This window comes from uncultured Stenotrophomonas sp. (assembly GCF_945952405.1).
Lineage (GTDB): Bacteria > Pseudomonadota > Gammaproteobacteria > Xanthomonadales > Xanthomonadaceae > Stenotrophomonas.
Genome location: NZ_CAMFIA010000010.1, coordinates 89674 through 107948, shown reverse-complemented (window position 1 = coordinate 107948; position 18275 = coordinate 89674). Strand labels below are relative to the sequence as shown.

Genomic DNA, 18275 nt, shown 5'->3' with positions numbered 1-18275 from the left:
GCACGCCGGCTCGAGGCTCGTGCCGGCCGCAGCCGGCTCATTCTTCCAGGAACAGGCTCACCACATCGTTGGTGAAGCGGCGGCCCAGTTCGGTCGGTTGCACATGGCCGTCCACCTGCGCCAGCCAACCGCGCTGCACGGCCTCGGCCAGCGCGGCATCGAGCACGCTGCGCGGCAGGCCGGTACGCGATTCAAAATCGCGCAGGCTGAAGCCCTCGTGCAGGCGCAGCAGGTTCAGCATGTACTCGAACGGCAGCCGCGCGGGCGCGATCACCTCGTCGCCCCCGAACGAGGCCGGCGTGCCGGCGCTGTCCAGGTAGGCCTGCGGATGCTTCAGCTTCCAGCGCCGCAGCACGTGTTCCTCGGCGCCGGAGCTGATCTTGCCGTGCGCACCGGCACCGATGCCGAGGTAGTCGCCGAAGCGCCAGTAGTTCAGGTTGTGCGCGCTCTGGCGGCCGGGCCGCGCATAGGCGCTGACCTCGTACTGGCCGAAGCCGGCCTGCGCCAGCAGCGCCTGGCAGTGTTCCTGCATGTCCCAGGCGTTGTCTTCATCGGGGATGCCCTGCGGCGGCCGTGCGAAGAACACCGTGTTCGGTTCCAGGGTCAGCTGGTAGTGCGAGAGGTGCGCCGGCTGCAGCGCGAACGCTCGTTCCAGGTCAGCCTCGGCGCCGGCCAGGGTCTGTTCCGGCAGCGCATACATCAGGTCGATGTTGAAGTTGTCGTAGCCCGCGTCCTGCGCCATCTTCACCGCGCGCTCGGCTTCGCCGCTGTCGTGGATGCGGCCCAGGCGCTTGAGCATCGCATCGTCGAAACTCTGGATACCGAAGCTGAGGCGGTTCACGCCGGCCGCGCGGTAGCGGTCGAAGCGGCCATGCTCGGCAGTACCCGGGTTGGTCTCCAGGGTGATCTCGGCGTTGGGCGCGAAGCGCAGGCGGGCACTGGCCTGCTGCAGGAAGCGGTCGATGGCGTCCGGCGGGAACAGGCTGGGGGTGCCGCCGCCGAAGAACACACTGTGTACCACCCGGCCCCAGACCAGCGGCAGGTCCTGGTCGAGGTCGCGCAGCAGCGCGTCGATGTAGGCATCGAACGGCAGCTCGCCCTTGACCTGGTGCGAATTGAAATCGCAGTACGGGCATTTGCGCACGCACCACGGCAGGTGCACGTACAGCGACAGCGGCGGTGGCACCAGCCGCGGCGGGGTGTCGTGGTCACCCGGACAGGCTTCGCCGGGCAGGTGGTTGCAGTGGTCGTGGGCGTGCGGCATGGCGTTCATCGGTCGTGCCGGCCACTGGCCGGCTTCCCAGGGAAAATCAGCAAAGCTTCAGAGCCAGGTGGCCAGCTGCTGCTTGAGCTGCTGCAGGGCGAGGGCACGGTGGCTGATGGCGTTCTTCAGGGCCGGCTCCATTTCCGCGGCGGTCAGCCCGTGCACGGTATCCAGGAACACCGGGTTGTAGCCGAAGCCGTTGCTGCCGCGCAGTTCGCGGATGATGCGGCCTTCCCAGCGACCCTCGCAGATCAACGGCTGCGGGTCGGTGGCGTGGCGCAGCAGCACGATCACCGCATAGAAGCGGGCGCTGCGCTGGCCATCGGGCACATCGGCCAGCGCGTCCAGCAGCTTGGCGTTGTTGGCCGCGGCATTGGTCGGGTGGCCGGCATAGCGCGCGCTGTACAGGCCCGGTGCGCCACCGAGGGCATCGACGATCAGGCCCGAATCATCGGCCAGCGCCGGCAGGCCGGTCGCTTCGCAGGCCGCACGTGCCTTCAGCAGGGCGTTCTCGACGAAGGTCAGCCCGGTTTCCTCCACGTCACCCAGGCCCAGCTCGGCGGCCGAGGTGATCTGCAGCGGCAGGTCGGCAAGGATCTCCTGCATTTCCACCAGCTTGCCGGCGTTGTGGCTGGCCAGTACCAGTTTCTTCATTGACGGGGCTCCAGCAGGTCCCAGGTGTTGCCATACAGGTCGCGGAACACCGCCACCGTTGCATAGGGCTCTTCGCGTGGTGCTTCCAGGAATTCGACACCGGCCGCCCGCATCGCCGCGTGGTCGCGGTGGAAGTCGTCGGTGTTGAGGAAGAACGCGACGCGGCCGCCGGTCTGGTTGCCGATGCGGCTGCGCTGAGCGTCGTCGCTGGCACGGGCCAGCAGCAGGGCGGCGGCACTGCCGTCGGTCGGGCCAACCACCACCCAGCGCTTGTGGCCCTGGTCGATGTCTTCCAGCAGCGCGAAGCCGAGCTTGCCGGTGTACCAGGCGATGGCCTCGTCGTAGTCGGCCACCACCAGGGTGGCCAGGGCAAGGCGGCGGTTCATGCCGACAGCGCCGCCTGCTGCGCGTCCAGCAGTTCGCGCACGCCCTTTTCGGCCAGGCCCAGCAGCGCATCCAGTTCATCGCGGCGGAAGGCATGGCCTTCGGCGGTGCCCTGCAGTTCGATGAAGCCGCCGCCGTCGTTCATCACCACGTTCATGTCGGTGTCGCAGTCGCTGTCTTCGGCGTAGTCCAGGTCCAGCACCGGGGTGCCGCGGTACACGCCCACCGAGACCGCCGCCACCGCACCCAGGATCGGGTTGCGCTTGATCTCGCCGCGCTTCATCAGCACGTTCACCGCATCGACCAGGGCCACGTAGGCGCCGGTGATGGCGGCGGTGCGGGTGCCGCCGTCGGCCTGCAGCACGTCGCAGTCGAGGGTGATGGTGCGCTCGCCGAGGGCATTGCGGTCCACGCAGGCACGCAGGCTGCGGCCGATCAGGCGCTGGATCTCCAGCGTGCGGCCGCCCTGCTTGCCACGCGCCGCTTCGCGGTCGCTGCGGGTGTGGGTGGCGCGCGGCAGCATGCCGTATTCGGCGGTCACCCAGCCTTCGCCCTTGCCGCGCAGGAAGCCGGGCACGCGGTTCTCGACGCTGGCGGTGCACAGCACGCGGGTTTCACCGAAGCACACCAGCACCGAACCTTCGGCGTGGCGGGTGAAGCCGCGTTGGATGACGACCGGGCGGAGCTGGTCGGGCTGGCGGCCGCTGGGGCGGGAATCGGACATGGTGCGGGTTCCGTAATGGCGAGGGAGTACGCCGCCACGCCCGCGGCCTTCACGGGGCGGGCAAGGGGGCTCTGGTGAGGGCGCTAGGGTACCATTCCCCCTTTGCAAGCACCGGACACAATCCATGATTCGAAGCATGACCGCCTACGCCGGCGGCGAGCGGGTCACCCCGTTGGGCACGCTGGGCTGCGAGCTGCGCTCGGTCAATCACCGCTTCCTGGAGGTCGGCACCCGCCTGCCCGAGGAACTGCGGGCGCTGGAGCCGCAGCTGCGCGAGCGCATCGCCGCGCGCCTGAGCCGCGGCAAGCTGGATCTGGTGATGCGCCTGCGCGCGCCGGAAGCGGCCGCCAACCTGCAGGTGGACGAAGCCCTGCTGGGCCAGCTGGGGCGCCTGGCGCACCGCCTGACCTCCGATTTCCCCAACCTGCAGGTCAGCTTCACCGACCTGCTGCAGCTGCCGGGCGTGACCCGCGGCGAGGCCGCCGATGCGGCCGCCCTGCAGGCCGAGGCCCTGGCCCTGCTGGAGCAGGTGCTGGATGGCTTCGTCGAGGCCCGTGAACGTGAAGGCGGCAAGCTGGCGACGGCCATCAGCGAACGCGTGGACGGCATCGAGCGCATCGCCAGCGAAGTCCGCACCCTGATCCCGGCGATCCGCGACGGCCAGCGCGCCAAGCTGGCCGCGCGCCTGGCCGACCTGCCGCACCCGGTCGATCCGGGCCGTGCCGAGCAGGAACTGGTGCTGTGGCTGCAGAAGCTGGACGTGGACGAGGAACTGGACCGCCTCGGCAGCCACATCGTCGAGATCCGCCGCGTGCTCAAGCAGCGCGAGCCGGTCGGCCGCCGCCTGGACTTCCTGCTGCAGGAATTCAACCGCGAGGCCAACACGCTGGGTTCGAAGTCGGTGGACAGCCGCACGTCCAATGCCGCGGTCGAGCTGAAGGTGCTGATCGACCAGATCCGCGAACAGGTGCAGAACATCGAGTGATGCTGCACGCACCGGCATGACGGGGGCGCCTTGCGGCGCCCTTGTCGTTGCAGCGCCTCAGCGCACGCTGACGCCCGGCACTCCCGCACCCAGGCGGCCCACCACCGCCGCCTGCGCGAAGCCCGCGTTGTGGAAACCGGCCAGTACCGCATCCAGCGCTTCCGGCGCACACGACACCAGCAGGCCGCCGCTGGTCTGCGGATCGGTCAGCAGTGGTTGCCAGTGCGCGGCCACGCCTTCGCCGAAGCGCACCTCGGCACCATACGAGGCCCAGTTGCGGGTGGAGGCGCCGGTCACGCAGCCGCGCTGCAGCAGCTCCAGCGCCTGCGGCAGCAAGGGGACCCGTGCACTGTCCAGTTCGGCGGCGACGCCGCTGGCGCGGCACACTTCCAGCAGATGGCCGAGCAGGCCGAAGCCGGTGACGTCGGTCATCGCATGCACGCCGTCCAGCGCGGCCAGGGCCACGCCGACGGTGTTGAGGCGGGTGGTTGAATCGAGCATCTGCCGGTAACCGTCAGCATCCAGCAGTTCCTTCTTCAATGCCGACGAATACACGCCCACGCCCAGTGGCTTGCCCAGCACCAGCACGTCGCCGGCGCGCGCATCGGCGTTGCGCTTGAGCCGCTGCGGGTCGAGCACGCCGATCGCGGCCAGGCCGTAGATCGGCTCCACCGAATCGATGCTGTGGCCGCCGGCGACCACGATGCCGGCATCGGCGCAGGCGCGTTCACCGCCCTGCAGGATGCCGCGGATGGTGTCCTGCGGCAGGCTGTTGATCGGCATGCCCACGATGGCCAGCGCGAACAGCGGCCGCGCGCCCATCGCGTACAGGTCCGACAGTGCGTTGGTGGCGGCGATGCGGCCGAAGTCGAACGGGTCATCGACGATCGGCATGAAGAAATCGGTGGTGGCGACGATCGCCTGGCGGTCATCGAGGCGGTACACCGCGGCGTCGTCGCTGGTCTCGCGGCCCACCAGCAGCTCGGCCGGCGCCGGCAATGCAGGCGCGCCGCGCAGCAGCTCGGCCAGCACGCCCGGCGCGATCTTGCAGCCGCAGCCGCCGCCGTGGGCCAGCGAGGTCAGCCGCTGCGGGGCATCGGCGGAGGACGGAGCGGGGGACTGCACGTGGGTGGCCATGCCAGCATCTCCTGCGGAAACACGAATGGCGGAAGACAGCAGGAGTCGAACCTACCAGGGAACGATCGACGCCCCCTACTGGGTTTGAAGCCCAGCCGCATGCCCGGATGCGCATGCCTTCCGAAAGTAAGGCGGTGCGGTGGGTTCAACCGCGTGCCGCATTCCACTGCAGATCGCTGCGCGGCCGATGCTGGTCACCGACACGCCGAGTGTAGCCAACGCGATTGAAGAACTCCAAGATCTGGATGCTGCGCTTGCGGCCCAGGCCGATGGCATCGCGGAATGCCGCCGCATCCAGCGTGCCGGTGGCCTGTGACAGCTGTGCAACGATCGCCGCCAGCTCGGCGATGCGGGGCGGTGCGTAGAACAGGTCGGGCACCACCTGGAACAGTTCGCCGCGCGCCGCGGCCCGGCGCAGGACGGCACGGACCTCGTCCTCGGCGAGGCCGAGGTCGGCGGCCAGGGTGCGCACCCAGGGGGGATCGAATCCTCCGGCCTGCAGCGGCGGCAGCAGGCGCTCGAGCAGCAGGCGCTCGCGTTCCGGTGGGGCGTGGTCATGCCCGGGCAGGCGCCACCAGGCGCCCACGCGTTGCAACTGGCCGTCATCCAGCAGGTCCTGCAGCAGCGCGTTCCACAGGCTTGCCGGCAACGCCGGAAGGGTGCTGCGGTGCAGCCGGCCGCTGTCGACACCGGCTTCGTCCGGGCGCCGCGCGTGCCAGCCGTGCAGCGAAGCGGTCACCTGCCCGCGCAGTGCCTGCCAGTGCGAAGCGAGGATGACCACCGTGTCGTCGCGGGTGAGGATGCGCCGCGCGTTCGGCGGCAGTTCGATCTGTTCCGCGGCGCGCCGGCAGTAGCGCTGCAGGGCCGTGAGCGGGATGCCGGCAGGTGCCTGCTGCAACAGCGGGCCAACCCCGGCGCCGCCGGCCAGCTGCTGCAGTGCCCGCAGCCACGCCAACCGTGCCGGGCTGCGACGGCGCCGCTGTGGCGGGTCCGGATCGAGCACGATGCCGCCGCCCAGCGTGTGCGTGGCGGCCGAGTCGCGGGCGATGAAACGGTCGCCGCACATCGCGCAGACCGGTGCCGCGAACACCAGCTGCACGAGTTGTCCATGGCCGTGATCTTCGTCCTCAAGCAGCACCACATGGGCCTGCCGATGCATCGTGCCCCAATGGATGTGCAGTGGCGCCCAGTCGCGCAACGGCGCGGCCAGCGCCGACAGCCGCAGGCGTACATCAACGCGGGTGGTGGCCAGCAGGGCGCGCGGGTCGGCAATCCAGTCGCCACGATTGATCTCGTCGCGGGCGATGGCGGCCAGGTTCAGGGCGCAGCGCTGCCCGGCCATCGCGCGCTCGCTGGCCCGGTTCTGCGCATGGATGCTGCGCACGCGCACTTCGGTGGCAGCCGGCATCAGCTGCAGGTGTTCACCAACCGTGGCGATGCCGCCATGCACCGCGCCGGTGGCCAGCGTGCCATGGCCGGCCAGCGAGAACACGCGGTCCACCGGCATGCGGAACAATTCTGCGCGCAGTCCGGCCTGGCGCGTGCTGGCATCAGCGGCGGCCCATGCATGCAGCTGGCTGCGCAGCGCGCTGACGCCGGCGTCGTCGTCGGCGGTGCTGTTGCAGGCAAACAAGGGAGCGTCCTGCAGCGGCGTGCCGGCCAGCAACGCGGCGATCTCGATCTCGACCCGGGCGATGCGTGCGGCATCCACACGATCGATCTTGGTCAGGGCCACTGCTCCGCGATCAACACCGAGCAACTGCAGGATGGCCAGGTGCTCGCGGGTCTGCGGCATCACTCCGTCGTCGGCGGCGACCACCAGCAGCGCGACGTCGATGCCGGTCGCGCCGGCCACCATGGTGTGCACGAAGCGCTCGTGGCCGGGGACGTCGACGAAGCCCAGCATGGCGGCAGGTCCTTCGGCGCTGGTGCTCGCGACCGCAACATAGGCATAGCCCAGTTCGATGGAGATGCCGCGTGCGCGTTCTTCCTGCAGGCGATCGGTCTCGATGCCGGTCAAGGCCCGAACCAGCCGGGTCTTGCCATGGTCGATATGCCCGGCGGTGCCGACGATCATGCCTGCAGCGCGTTCCACTGCGAGAGGAAACCCGCTTCGTCGTCAGGTTGCAGGCAGCGCAGGTCCAGCCACAGGGCGTCATCGGCGATGCGGCCCAGTACCGGCTGCGGCAGCTGCCGCAGCTGCCGGGCGAGGCGATCCAGCCCGCCTCGACGCGTGCTGGTGATGCGTAGGCCGGCGCTGGCCAGCTGTGCCTGCGGCTGCGCACCGCTGCCGATCTGGCTGTGCATCAGTGCCGGCTCCAGGGTGTAACCCGGTGCCAGCGCGGCACGCATCGGCTGCAGCAGGCGCTGTGCCTGCGCATCGATGTCCTGCTGCGCGCGCGCCAGGGTACGCAGTGTCGGCAGCCGCTGCACCAGCAGCTCAGGCTCGCGGTACAGGGCCAGCACGGCTTCCAGTGCGGCCAGTCCCATCTTGTCCATGCGCAGCGCGCGCTTGAGCGGATTGCGGTTGATCCGTGCGATCAGGTCGGCACGGCCGGCGATGATGCCGGCCTGCGGCCCGCCCAGCAGCTTGTCGCCGCTGAACGAGACCAGGTCGGCACCGGCCGCCAGTGTTTCCTGCACGGTCGGCTCGTGCGGCAGCCCGAACATGGCGAGATCGCACAGGCTGCCGCTGCCCAGGTCCACCACCAGCGGCAGGCCATGTTCATGCGCGATCGCCGCCATCGCGGCGGTTCCGACCTTGGCGGTGAAGCCGGTGATCGCGTAGTTGCTGGCATGCACCTCCATCAGCAGCGCGGTGCGCGCGCCGATGGCGCTGGCGAAGTCGGCCGGATGGGTGCGGTTGGTGGTGCCCACTTCCAGCAGCCGTGCGCCGGCACTGCGCATCACATCGGGAATGCGGAAGGCACCGCCGATTTCCACCAGTTCGCCGCGCGACACCACCACCTCGCGGCGGTTGGCCAGGCTGTTGAGCAGCAGCAGGACCGCTGCCGCGTTGTTGTTGACCACGGTGGCGGCTTCGGCACCGGTCAGTTCGCAGAGCAGGGCCTGCACCCGTGCATCACGGTCACCGCGGCGGCCGCGGGTGATGTCGAATTCCAGATCGACCGGCGCGGTCATCGCGCGGGTGACCGCCTGCACCGCGGCATTGGGCAGCAATGCGCGGCCGAGGTTGGTGTGCAGCACGGTGCCGGTCAGGTTGAACATCGGCTGCAGATCCAGCCGGGCATCGGCTGCCAGCAGGGCGTCGAGTGCGGCCACCAGTGCCGGACCCTCAATGGCCTGCTGCAGGTGCACGGCCGAAAGCTGGCCATTGCCGATGTGCTCACGCAGCGCCTGCAGGTGCGTGCGCAGCAGCCGGGTGACGTGGCTGCGCCCGTGCCGGTCGATCAGCGTGGACAGGGCCGGCAGGCGCAGCAGCCGGTCCAGCGAGGGCAGGGCGGAAGCCGATGCGGGAGGCGTCGCGGGCATCGGTCAGTCGTCGTCGGATTGCCACAGCAGCGGGTTCTGGCTCGCACGCGCGTAGCCTTCCTCGCCCAGCAGCAGGTCCAGTGCCAGTGTGCCGAGATCATCGGCGACCGGTTCCAGCGCCGGGTCCTTTTCCAGGTACAGGATCTTGCGGTAGCTGCGGCAATGGTCGCAGGTCTCGGCACGCACCGCGCTCTCACGGATGGCCTCGCCGCTGTCACCGTCGACATCTGCGAGGGCGCGGTAGGCGATGTCCTTGCCGGCGGCGCCGCACTGGCTGCACTGCACGCGGACGTAGTGCCACTGGCAGGCGCATAGTGAGCATGACAGGTAGCGGTAGGAGGCATAGGGCGGCCGTGCCTGCACCACGCTGGCCACCGGCAGGCTGCCGCACAGCGGGCACAGCCCTGGCGCGTCGGCCAGCGGCTTCAGCTCGGTGGGGCGGAAGCTGGCGGCCAGCACTGCCCAATAGACCTGCAGTGCGTTCATCACCAGCAGCGCAGCGACCGCGTCCAGCGAGGGCGCATCGTCGCGCTCCAGCACCGCATGTGCCTGCGCATCCAGCCAGGCGTCATCGGCGGCGGCAACGCGCAGCAGCTCCTGCCGGGTCTCCGCCGGCAGCCCGGCTTCATCGGCGCAGTGCTGGCACAGCGTGCGCAGCCACTGCCGCCAACGGCCATCCAGCTGGAGCGTGTTGGCCGGCCGCAACGGCATGCCGGCACTGGCTGCCGCGCTCGACTGCTGCGCGCGCGCCTGTGCCTGCAGCGCTTCGCGATGCTGCGGTGACAGTGCTTCCAGAACTGCCTGCTGTGCATCGGCCAGTGCCGCCAGCAGCTGCAGGTAGCCGCCGATGGCGCTGTGTGCGGACAGGCTGCGCAGCCGCGCCGCACGCGCGGCGAACAGCGAATCGACATCGGGCAGGATGATGCGCGGAACATCGCGCGAGGCCAGCGTCTCGATTTCACCGGGTTCAAGGATGCGTTGCGCCATGCGGGGCCAGCCGGAAGAACCAGGCTCCATCCTCGCCGTTGTCGGCGCCGGCGTCCAGCGTGTTTGAAGCAGCGCCGTCGGGCATGGCTGGACGCTACAGACGTCCGGTTTCGATCATGGCCGCGTTCATCCACGCATGGCGTGGATCTACTGCACATCGCAGAGTTCTATCGAAGGCAGGGTGGGGCCGCTAGCCCTGCTCGCGGCGGCCACGCAGGAGGTCGCGGAACCACTGCCGGTGGTGCTTGTACGCCCAGCCGTAGGTCACCTTGCCCTGGGTCATCGCCCGTACCGAGCCCTTGATCCAGATGGCGGCATAGATGTGCACCACGATCGCGCAGACCAGCACCCAGCCGAACAGCGCATGGGCAAGTACCGAGAAGCGGATCAGCCCGATCGGGAAGAAGTGGCTGAAGTACTGCCGCCAGATCACGAAGCCGGTCAGCAGCAGCGCCGACAGGCAGCCGATGATGGCCCAGAACAGCAGCTTCTGGCCGGCATTGAAGCGGCCCACCGGCGGCAGCTTCTCGTCCTCGTTGCGCAGCACGTCACGCATGCCGCGCATCCACGCACGGTCATCCGCGGTAGGCAGGTTGTCGCGCCACATGCGGAGTGCGAGCAGGGCAAAGCCGATCACCATGGCCAGGCCGATGAACGGGTGCAGGATGCGCGTCCACGGCCCACCACCGAACAGCTGGGTCAGCGGGAACAGGGCAGGGTGGAACAGCGCCAGCCCGGACAGCGCGGTCAGCACGAAGCAGATCGCCACGATCCAGTGGTTGATGCGGGTCGGCGCGCGGTAGCGGATGATCTGCCGCGGGTGCGGGGCGTACTTCATGGCCGCTGCTCCTCTTCGATCTTCTTCGCCTCGTGCTCGGCTTCCTCTTCTTCCTCGTCATTGACCGTGTTGCGGCCGATGCCGATGTAATGCAGGAAGCCGGCGAAGGCGGTGGCGGCGATCGCCAGCACGCCGAGCGGTTTGGCCACGCCCTTCCAGACCTCCACCATTGGGCTGATGCGCGGGTCCTTGGGCAGGTCGGCGTACAGCTCGGGCTTGTCCACATGCTGCAGCACGTACATCACGTGGGTGCCGCCGACGCCCTGTGGGTCGTACAGGCCGGCGTTCTCATAGCCGCGCGACTTCAGGTCTTCGACGCGGCCGGCGGCATGCTCGGTCATCGCCTGCTTGCTGCCGAAGGTAATCGCGCCGGTCGGGCAGGTCTTCACGCAGGCCGGTTCCTGGCCTACGGCCACCCGGTCCGAGCACAGCGTGCACTTGTAGGCCTTGTGGTCCTTCTTGGAAATGCGTGGCACATCGAACGGGCAGCCGGTCACGCAGTAGCCGCAGCCGATGCAGTTCTCTTCCTGGAAGTCGACGATGCCGTTGGCGTACTGGATGATCGCACCGGGCGACGGGCAGGCCTTCAGGCAGCCCGGGTCGCTGCAGTGCATGCAGCCTTCCTTGCGGATCAGCCATTCCAGCTTGCCCTTCTCATCCTCGTACTCGCGGAATTTCATCACCGTCCACGACTGCTCGCTCAGGTCGGGCGGATTGTCATAGCTGCCAACGCAGCTGCCGACTTCGTCGCGCAGGTCGTTCCATTCCATGCAGGCGACCTGGCAGGCCTTGCAGCCGATGCATTTGCTCACATCGATCAGCTTGGCGACCTGGCCGGTGTGCGCGCCACGCGCTTCCGGCGAGGGCGTGGTGGTGGCCGAGCGGCGGATGATGTCCAGCGATTGCAGTGACATGACGTGTCTCCTACACCTTCTCGACCTTGACCAGGATGCACTTCGATTCCGGCGTCTGCGAGTTGCCGTCACCGATGGCGTTGGTCAGCGTGTTTGCGATGTAGCCGGGCTTGGCCGCACCGAGGAAGCCCCAGTGGATCGGCACGCCTACCTGATGCACGGTCCTGCCGTCGATCTGCAGGGCCTTGATGCGCTTGGTGACCATGGCCACCGCTTCGATATGCCCGCGCTTGGAACTGACCCGCACGCGGCTGCCGTTGTTGATGCCCAGCTCGTCGGCCAGGGCCGCGCCGATCTCCACGAACTGCTCGGGCTGGATGATGGCGTTGAGCTTGCCGTGCTTGGTCCAGAAGTGGAAATGCTCGGTCAGGCGGTAGGTGGTGGCCACATGCGGGAACTCGTCCGGCGAGCCGATCTGCGCACGGTCACTGGCGAACACGCGTGCCGCCGGGTTGTTCAGGGTCAATGCCTGGCCTGGGCTGAGCGGGTTGCTGCGCAGCGGTGTATCGAACGGCTCGTAGTGTTCCGGGAACGGCCCCTCGGCCATGCCGGCCTTGGCGAAGAAGCGGGCGATGCCTTCCGGGTTCATGATGAACGGGCCCATGCCACCGGCGGGGTCTTCATCGGCCTTGAAGTCGGGCACGTCCACGTTGCCCCAGTTCCTGCCATTCCATGCCAGCAGCGTGCGCCGTGGATCGAACGGTTGCCCGGCCACGTCGCACGAGGCGCGGTTGTACATCACACGGCGGTTGGCCGGCCACGCCCAGGCCCAGCCCAGCGTGTTGCCGATGCCGGTGGGGTCGCTGTTGTCACGTCGCGCCATCATGTTGCCGGTCGGTCCCCAGGCGCCGATGTAGATCCAGCAGCCGGACGCGGTGCTGCCGTCATCGCGCAGGTCACCGAACGCGGCCAGCTGTTCGCCAGCCTTGCGCACCAGCTTGGTCGGGTCCTTCGGATCGAACACGTCGGCCAGCGCCTTGCCGTTGTATTCCATCGCCAGTTCTTCCGGGGTCGGCAGTTCCGGGTTGGAGTACTTCCAGGCCAGGTCGCGCACCGGCTCCCACCAGGCACCCCCGTCCTTCTGGTACATCGCCTTGATGCGATGGAACAGCTCGGACATGATCTCGATGTCGCTGCGCGCTTCACCCGGCGGATTGGCCCCCTTCCAGTGCCACTGCAGCCAGCGCGAAGAATTGACCACCGCGCCGTTCTCCTCGGCGAAGGAGGTGGTTGGCAGGCGGAACACTTCGGTCTGGATGCTGGCGGGATCGACGTCGTTCAGCGCGCCATGGTTCTGCCAGAAGGCGATGGTCTCCGTTTCCAGCGGGTCCATGCTGACCATGAACTTCAGCTTGGAGAACGCGCTGATCAGCTTGCCCTTGTTCGGTGCCGAGGCCAGCGGGTTGAAGCCCTGGCAGATGTAGCCATGGATCTTGCCTTCGTTCATCAGCTCGTACGCCTGCAGCATGTCGTACGGCTTGTCGAGCTTGGGCAGGTGGTCGAAGCACCAGTTGTTGTCGGCGCTGGCGGCATCGCCCCACCATGACTTCATCAGGCTGACGTGGAACTTCGGGTAGTTCTGCCAGAACGACATCTGGTTGGCGCGCAGCGGTTTCTGCGTGCGCTTGGCGATGTAGGCGTCGTAGTCCTGCTCATCCTGTTTCGGCAGGGTCAGGTAGCCGGGCAGCAGGTCCGACATCAGGCCGATATCGGTCAGGCCCTGGATGTTGGAATGCCCGCGCAGCGCGTTCATGCCACCACCGGCCACGCCGATGTTGCCCAGCAGCAGCTGCACCATGGTGCCGGCACGCACGTTCTGCGCGCCGATCGAGTGCTGCGTCCAGCCCAGCGCGTACAGGATGGTCATCGCCTTGTCCTTGCCCGCGGTGGACGCGATCATGTCCCACACCTGGCGGATGCTGTCGGCCGGTGTGCCGCAGATGCGCTCGACCATGTCCACGGTGTAGCGCGCGTAGTGCTGCTTGAGCAGGTTGTAGACGCAGCGCGGGTCCTTCAGGGTAGGATCGCTGCGCACGAAGCCATCGTCACCGTAGGCGTAGTCCCAGCTGGAACGGTCGTAGCTGCGCTTCTCCTCGTTGTAGCCCGAATACAGGCCATCCTTGAAGGCGAACTCGTCCTTCACCAGGAACGACATGTCGGTGTAGTTCAGCACGTACTCGTGCTGGATGCGGTCCTCGGTCAACAGGTAGTTGATCAGGCCACCCAGGAACACGATGTCGGTGCCGGTGCGGATCGGCGCATACACGTCGGCCACCGCGGCCGAGCGGTTGAAGCGCGGATCGACCACGATCAGGCGTGCCTTGTTGTGTGCCTTGGCCTCGGTCACCCATTTGAAGCCGCACGGGTGTGCCTCGGCGGCATTGCCACCCATGATCAGGATCAGGTCGGCATTCTTGATGTCGACCCAGTGATTCGTCATCGCACCACGGCCTAGCGTCGGGGCAAGACCTGCCACCGTCGGGCCGTGTCAGACACGTGCCTGGTTGTCGAATGCCAGCATGCCAAGGGAGCGCACGACCTTGTGGGTCAGCACCGCGGTTTCATTGCTGGTGGCCGAGGCGGCCAGCATGCCGGTGGTCAGCCAGCGGTTGACCGTCTGCCCGGCTTCGTTCTTCTGTACGAAGTTGGCGTCGCGGTCTTCCTTCATCAGCCGCGCGATGCGGTCCAGCGCATCGTCCCAGCTCAGCCGCCTCCATTCGTTCGAGCCCGGCGCGCGGTACTCGGGGTAGAGCAGGCGCGACTTGCTGTGGATGATGTCGGCCAGGCCGGCACCCTTCGGGCACAGCGTGCCGCGATTGACCGGGTGGTCGGGGTCGCCCTCGATATGGAAGATGCTCGGCTCGGCGTTCTTGGCGCCATCGCCGAGGCTGTACATCAGGATGCCGCAGGCCACCGAACAGTACGTACAGGTGTTGCGGGTCTCGGTCGCGCGGGTCAGCTTGTATTGCCGGACCTCCGCGAGCGCGATGCCGGGCGCGAAGCCCATCAATGCCAGGCTGGAGCCGACCAGGGTGGTCCCGGTCACCTTCAGGAACTGGCGGCGGCTCATCGAGGGCATGCCGTTCTCCTAGGATGGCGAGGAGGCGCAGGCCTCCGGGCTGTCGGTGGGTACGGCCCGGTTATAGCACAGGGCCCCGGATGCCCATGTGGCACAAGGCCCGGCGGTTGCCGGACGGGCGCGCAAAGGGGCCGCTCTGGTAAAGTTGCGTGCCCGCCCCCCGGGGAGCCGTCTGCCGGGCCTGCTTCCAGGATGTTCCGCGCAGCCTCCGCCATCCTGGCGCGATCCTCCGCGCCGGATCTGGAACATCGAGGAAAAATTTTGCGAAATCAACCAGTTGGGTTCCGTGCATGAGCGCCCCGTCTCCTTCGTCGGACGCCGTCGCGCGCGGCACGCTGTACATCGTTGCCGCCCCCTCCGGTGCCGGCAAGAGCAGCATCGTCAACGCCACCCTGGCACGTGACCCGCAGATCGCCCTGTCGATCTCCTTCACCTCGCGCGCGATGCGCCCGGGTGAGGTGAACGGCCAGCACTACCACTTCGTCAGCGCCGAGAAGTTCGAGCAGATGATCGCTGCCGGTGACTTCTTCGAGCATGCCTGGGTGCACGGCGACTGGAAGGGCACCGCCCGGCAGTCGGTGGAACCGCAGCTGGCGGCCGGCCAGGACGTGCTGCTGGAGATCGACTGGCAGGGCGCGCAGCAGGTGCGCCAGCTGGTGCCGGGTACGGTCACCGTGTTCATCCTGCCGCCGTCCAAGCAGGCCCTGCAGGACCGCATGCGCAAGCGCGGCCAGGACAGCGAGGCGGTCATCGCCCAGCGGCTGGGGGCTGCCCGCGATGAAATGCTGCACTTCAACGAGTTCGACTACGTGATCGTCAACGAGGTGTTCGATACCGCGGTGGACGAGCTGTGCGCCATCTTCACCGCCAGCCGCCTGCGCCGTGAGGCGCAGAAGGTTCGCCACGCCGGCCTGATCCAGGCCCTGCTGACCCCCGATCCGGGCGCAACTGACTGATTCCAAAAGAATCGGGTGGGGGTTGGCTTGATTTTGTCCAGCCCCTGCCGGTACACTCCGTCCCCTTTCCCTCATTCGACTGAGCGGCCGACCGGTCGCCGGGAGCCCGTATGGCCCGCATCACCGTAGAAGATTGCCTGGAAGTCGTTAACAACCGTTTCGAACTGGTCATGATGGCTTCCAAGCGTGCCCGCCAGCTCGCCAACGGCGTGCAGGCCACGCTGGACAACAGCGAGACCGAGGACAAGCCGACCGTGCTGGCGCTGCGCGAAATCGCTGCCCGCAAGATCGACAACGCGCTGATCGACGAAGTCGAGAAGGCCGAGCGTGAGCGCGCCGAGCGCGAAGCGCTGGAGTGGGCGGCCGCTGAAGTGGTGGCCGACGAAGACATGTCCAAGAACGACGATTGATCGTATCGATCAACGTAATTGTTGGAGATGCCGAACAGCCCGCGCCGTGCGGGCTGTTTCGCATTCAGGATTTGCCGTAAACGTCGCGCTGGAATAGGCTTCGGGCATGAACCCAGGCCCCACTGCCAAGGTCGCCGCAGCTCCCGCTGCCGCCGTACCCGACTACGTCCTCCAGCTCGAACGCGCCGCCCATTACCTGCCGCCGGAGCAGCTGCCGCTGCTGCGCCGTGCCTGGGAAGTCGGGGCCGCCGCGCACGCTGGGCAGACGCGCAAGTCGGGTGAGCCCTATATCACCCATCCGGTGGCGGTGGCGCAGGTGCTGGCCGAGCTGGGCCTGGACGTGGAAGCGCTGATCGCCGCGATCCTGCACGACACCATCGAAGACACCCCGCTGACCCGCGAGGCGCTGTCGGCCGAGTTCGGCGAAGCCGTGGCCGAGCTGGTCGATGGCGTAACCAAGCTGGACAAGCTGAAGTTCCGCGACCGCCAGGAAGCGGCCGCCGAAAGCTTCCGCAAGATGCTGCTGGCGATGTCGCGCGACCTGCGCGTGATCATGATCAAGCTCGCCGACCGCCTGCACAACATGCGCACGCTGGGCGCGCAGAGCCGCGAAGCGCGCGGCCGCATCGCCCGCGAGACGCTGGAGATCTATGCGCCGATCGCCCAGCGCCTGGGCATGAGCCTGGTCAAGAGCGAACTGCAGAACCTCGGCTTCAAGGCGCTGTACCCGTGGCGCCACGCCATCATCGAGAAGCACATCCGCAGCCAGCCGGTGGTGCGCCGCGAGGCGATGGCGCAGGTGGAGGTGCAGCTGTCGCAGCGGCTGGCCAAGGAGGGCATCGAGCACCGCCTGGTCAGCCGCATCAAGACGCCGTGGAGCATCTACAACAAGATGCGCGACGAGAACAAGAGCTTCGACCAGGTGATGGATGTATTCGGCTTCCGCCTGGTCGTGCGCAGCGTGCCCAGCTGCTACCACGCGCTGGGTTCGGTGCACGCCACCTTCAAGCCGCTGGATGGCCGGTTCCGCGATTTCATCGCCATTCCCAAGGCCAACGGTTACCAGTCGCTGCACACCGTGCTGTTCGGGCCGTACGGTTCACCGATCGAGGTGCAGATCCGCACCGAGGAGATGGACCTGATCGCCGAACGCGGCGTGGCCGCGCACTGGACCTACAAGTTCGGTGGCGATTCGCCCAACAGCGCGCAGAGCCGTGCGCACGCCTGGATCGTTGAACTGATCGATTCGCAGCGCGCTGCCGGGTCCTCGCTGGAGTTCCTCGACAACGTCAAGGTTGACCTGTTCCCGGACGAGGTCTACCTGTTCACCCCGAAGGGCAAGATCCTGGCCCTGCCGCGCAATTCCACCGCGCTCGATTTCGCCTACGCCGTGCATACCGACGTCGGCAACATGGCGGTGGCCTCGCGCGTGGACAAGAAACTGGTGCCGCTGCGCACCAAGCTGGTCTCGGGCCAGTCGGTGGAAATCATCACCGCCCGCTCGGCCACGCCGAAGCCGCAGTGGCTGGAATTCGTGGTCACCAGCAAGGCGCGCACCGCCATCCGCCACCAGCTCAAGCAGCTGGAACACGAAGATGCCGTGCAGCTGGGCCACCGCATGCTCGATCGCGCGCTGGAGGCGATGGATTCCTCGCTGGAGCGCCTGCCGAAGGGCCGCCTGGACGCATTCCTGGCCGAACACCGTTTCCCGCGCCTGGAGGCACTGCTGGCCGAGGTCGCACTCGGCAACTGGATGCCGACCCAGGCCGCGCAGGCGCTGATGGCCTACGCCGAACTGCGTGGCGGCCCGCATTCGCGCCACCACTCGCAGGAAAAGATCCTGATCAACGGCAGCGAGCGTGGCGTGGTCACCTTCGCCGGCTGCTGCCAGCCGATCCCCGGCGACGAGATCATGGGCTACCACACCGCGGGCAAGGGCATCGTGGTGCACCGCATGGACTGCCCGAACCTGGCCGAGCTGCGCAAGTCGCCCGAGCGCTGGGTGCCGATCGGCTGGGACACCACCGTCTCCGGCGACTACGACACCTCGCTGGTGGTGGAAGTGGAGAACGGCACCGGCGTGCTGGCGCAGTTGGCCGCCGCGATCGCACAGAGCCATTCCAACATCGAACGCGTGGACTACCTGGATCGCGACTTCAACGCCGCCGTGCTGGCGTTCAACATCCAGGTGCGCGACCGCAACCACCTGGCCGAGGTGATGCGTCGCCTGCGCCGCCTGTCGGTCGTGCAGTCGGTGCGCCGCCAGTAGATCCACGCCCTGCGTGGATGATTCCTGTAGCGCCGAGCCCAAGCCCGGCTGCTCCCGGTAGTGCCGGCCGCTGGCCGGCAACCTCCTGGTGCTTCCGGATTTCACGGGATTGCCGGCCAGCGGCCGGCACGCCCCTCATGTGTGCAGGGTCAAAGCCGGCCCCAGCCGGTACAATCACCGCT

At 67.9% G+C, this 18275-nt stretch carries 15 protein-coding genes and 1 tRNA gene; 4 read left to right on the top strand and 12 right to left on the bottom strand.

What is annotated here, in order from left to right:
• Window positions 1-37 precede the first annotated feature (37 nt).
• The 4 genes from hemW to rph are packed head-to-tail and all read right to left on the bottom strand — an operon-like array spanning window position 38 to window position 3026.
• Window positions 38-1264 carry a radical SAM family heme chaperone HemW gene (hemW, locus tag Q0P60_RS12125; RefSeq protein ID WP_294993421.1) on the bottom strand — a complete coding sequence of 409 codons (1227 nt, stop codon included), beginning with the start codon at window positions 1262-1264 and terminating at the stop codon, window positions 38-40.
• Window positions 1265-1321: 57 nt separating this feature from the next.
• Window positions 1322-1918 (bottom strand): RdgB/HAM1 family non-canonical purine NTP pyrophosphatase, encoded by a 597-nt coding sequence (gene rdgB, locus Q0P60_RS12120; protein ID WP_294993418.1) that lies wholly within the window; start codon window positions 1916-1918, stop codon window positions 1322-1324.
• Window positions 1915-2304 carry a VOC family protein gene (locus Q0P60_RS12115; protein ID WP_294993415.1) on the bottom strand — a complete coding sequence of 130 codons (390 nt, stop codon included), beginning with the start codon at window positions 2302-2304 and terminating at the stop codon, window positions 1915-1917. Before Q0P60_RS12115 ends, rdgB begins: the two co-directional genes overlap by 4 nt.
• Window positions 2301-3026, bottom strand: coding sequence for a ribonuclease PH (gene rph / locus Q0P60_RS12110; protein WP_133935473.1), 726 nt, complete (start codon window positions 3024-3026; stop codon window positions 2301-2303). The genes Q0P60_RS12115 and rph overlap by 4 nt, the downstream gene beginning before the upstream one ends.
• Before the next feature lie 124 nt (window positions 3027-3150).
• Between rph and Q0P60_RS12105 the strand changes: the two genes are divergently transcribed.
• Window positions 3151-4011 (top strand): YicC/YloC family endoribonuclease, encoded by an 861-nt coding sequence (locus Q0P60_RS12105; RefSeq protein WP_294993410.1) that lies wholly within the window; start codon window positions 3151-3153, stop codon window positions 4009-4011.
• A gap of 57 nt (window positions 4012-4068) precedes the next feature.
• On the opposite strand, the gene selD is transcribed toward Q0P60_RS12105, so the two are convergent.
• From selD to fdnG, 8 genes are all read right to left on the bottom strand, one after another.
• Window positions 4069-5148, bottom strand: coding sequence for a selenide, water dikinase SelD (gene selD / locus Q0P60_RS12100; RefSeq protein WP_294993407.1), 1080 nt, complete (start codon window positions 5146-5148; stop codon window positions 4069-4071).
• 26 nt (window positions 5149-5174) lie between these two features.
• A tRNA-Sec gene (locus Q0P60_RS12095) sits at window positions 5175-5270 on the bottom strand.
• A gap of 23 nt (window positions 5271-5293) precedes the next feature.
• A complete protein-coding gene (gene selB / locus Q0P60_RS12090) occupies window positions 5294-7225 on the bottom strand; it encodes a selenocysteine-specific translation elongation factor (RefSeq protein ID WP_294993404.1) in 1932 nt (643 codons plus the stop codon).
• Complete coding sequence (selA, locus tag Q0P60_RS12085; RefSeq protein ID WP_294993400.1) at window positions 7222-8640, bottom strand: L-seryl-tRNA(Sec) selenium transferase; 1419 nt, start codon at window positions 8638-8640, stop codon at window positions 7222-7224. The genes selB and selA overlap by 4 nt, the downstream gene beginning before the upstream one ends.
• 3 nt (window positions 8641-8643) lie before the next feature.
• Window positions 8644-9627 (bottom strand): formate dehydrogenase accessory protein FdhE, encoded by a 984-nt coding sequence (fdhE, locus tag Q0P60_RS12080; protein ID WP_294993397.1) that lies wholly within the window; start codon window positions 9625-9627, stop codon window positions 8644-8646.
• Between the two features lie 190 nt (window positions 9628-9817).
• Window positions 9818-10465, bottom strand: a complete 648-nt coding sequence (locus Q0P60_RS12075) for a formate dehydrogenase subunit gamma (protein WP_294993394.1) — start codon at window positions 10463-10465, stop codon at window positions 9818-9820.
• On the bottom strand, window positions 10462-11379 hold the full coding sequence (fdxH, locus tag Q0P60_RS12070) for a formate dehydrogenase subunit beta (RefSeq protein WP_012481154.1): 918 nt from the start codon (window positions 11377-11379) through the stop codon (window positions 10462-10464). Before fdxH ends, Q0P60_RS12075 begins: the two co-directional genes overlap by 4 nt.
• Window positions 11380-11389: 10 nt before the next feature.
• Entirely contained in the window at window positions 11390-14458 is a 3069-nt protein-coding gene (gene fdnG, locus Q0P60_RS12065; protein ID WP_294993389.1) for a formate dehydrogenase-N subunit alpha, read from the bottom strand.
• A gap of 290 nt (window positions 14459-14748) precedes the next feature.
• Here fdnG and gmk point away from each other — a divergent pair, with 290 nt between their 5' ends.
• The 3 genes from gmk (at window position 14749) to Q0P60_RS12050 (ending at window position 18093) form a co-directional block, all read left to right on the top strand.
• Window positions 14749-15414, top strand: a complete 666-nt coding sequence (gene gmk, locus Q0P60_RS12060) for a guanylate kinase (RefSeq protein WP_006466566.1) — start codon at window positions 14749-14751, stop codon at window positions 15412-15414.
• Window positions 15415-15524: 110 nt separating this feature from the next.
• The gene (gene rpoZ / locus Q0P60_RS12055) at window positions 15525-15824 is read left to right on the top strand and encodes a DNA-directed RNA polymerase subunit omega (protein WP_005410877.1); all 300 of its coding nucleotides are present in this window, start codon (window positions 15525-15527) and stop codon (window positions 15822-15824) included.
• 106 nt (window positions 15825-15930) lie between these two features.
• Window positions 15931-18093, top strand: coding sequence for a bifunctional (p)ppGpp synthetase/guanosine-3',5'-bis(diphosphate) 3'-pyrophosphohydrolase (locus tag Q0P60_RS12050; protein WP_294993383.1), 2163 nt, complete (start codon window positions 15931-15933; stop codon window positions 18091-18093).
• Window positions 18094-18275 lie beyond the last annotated feature (182 nt).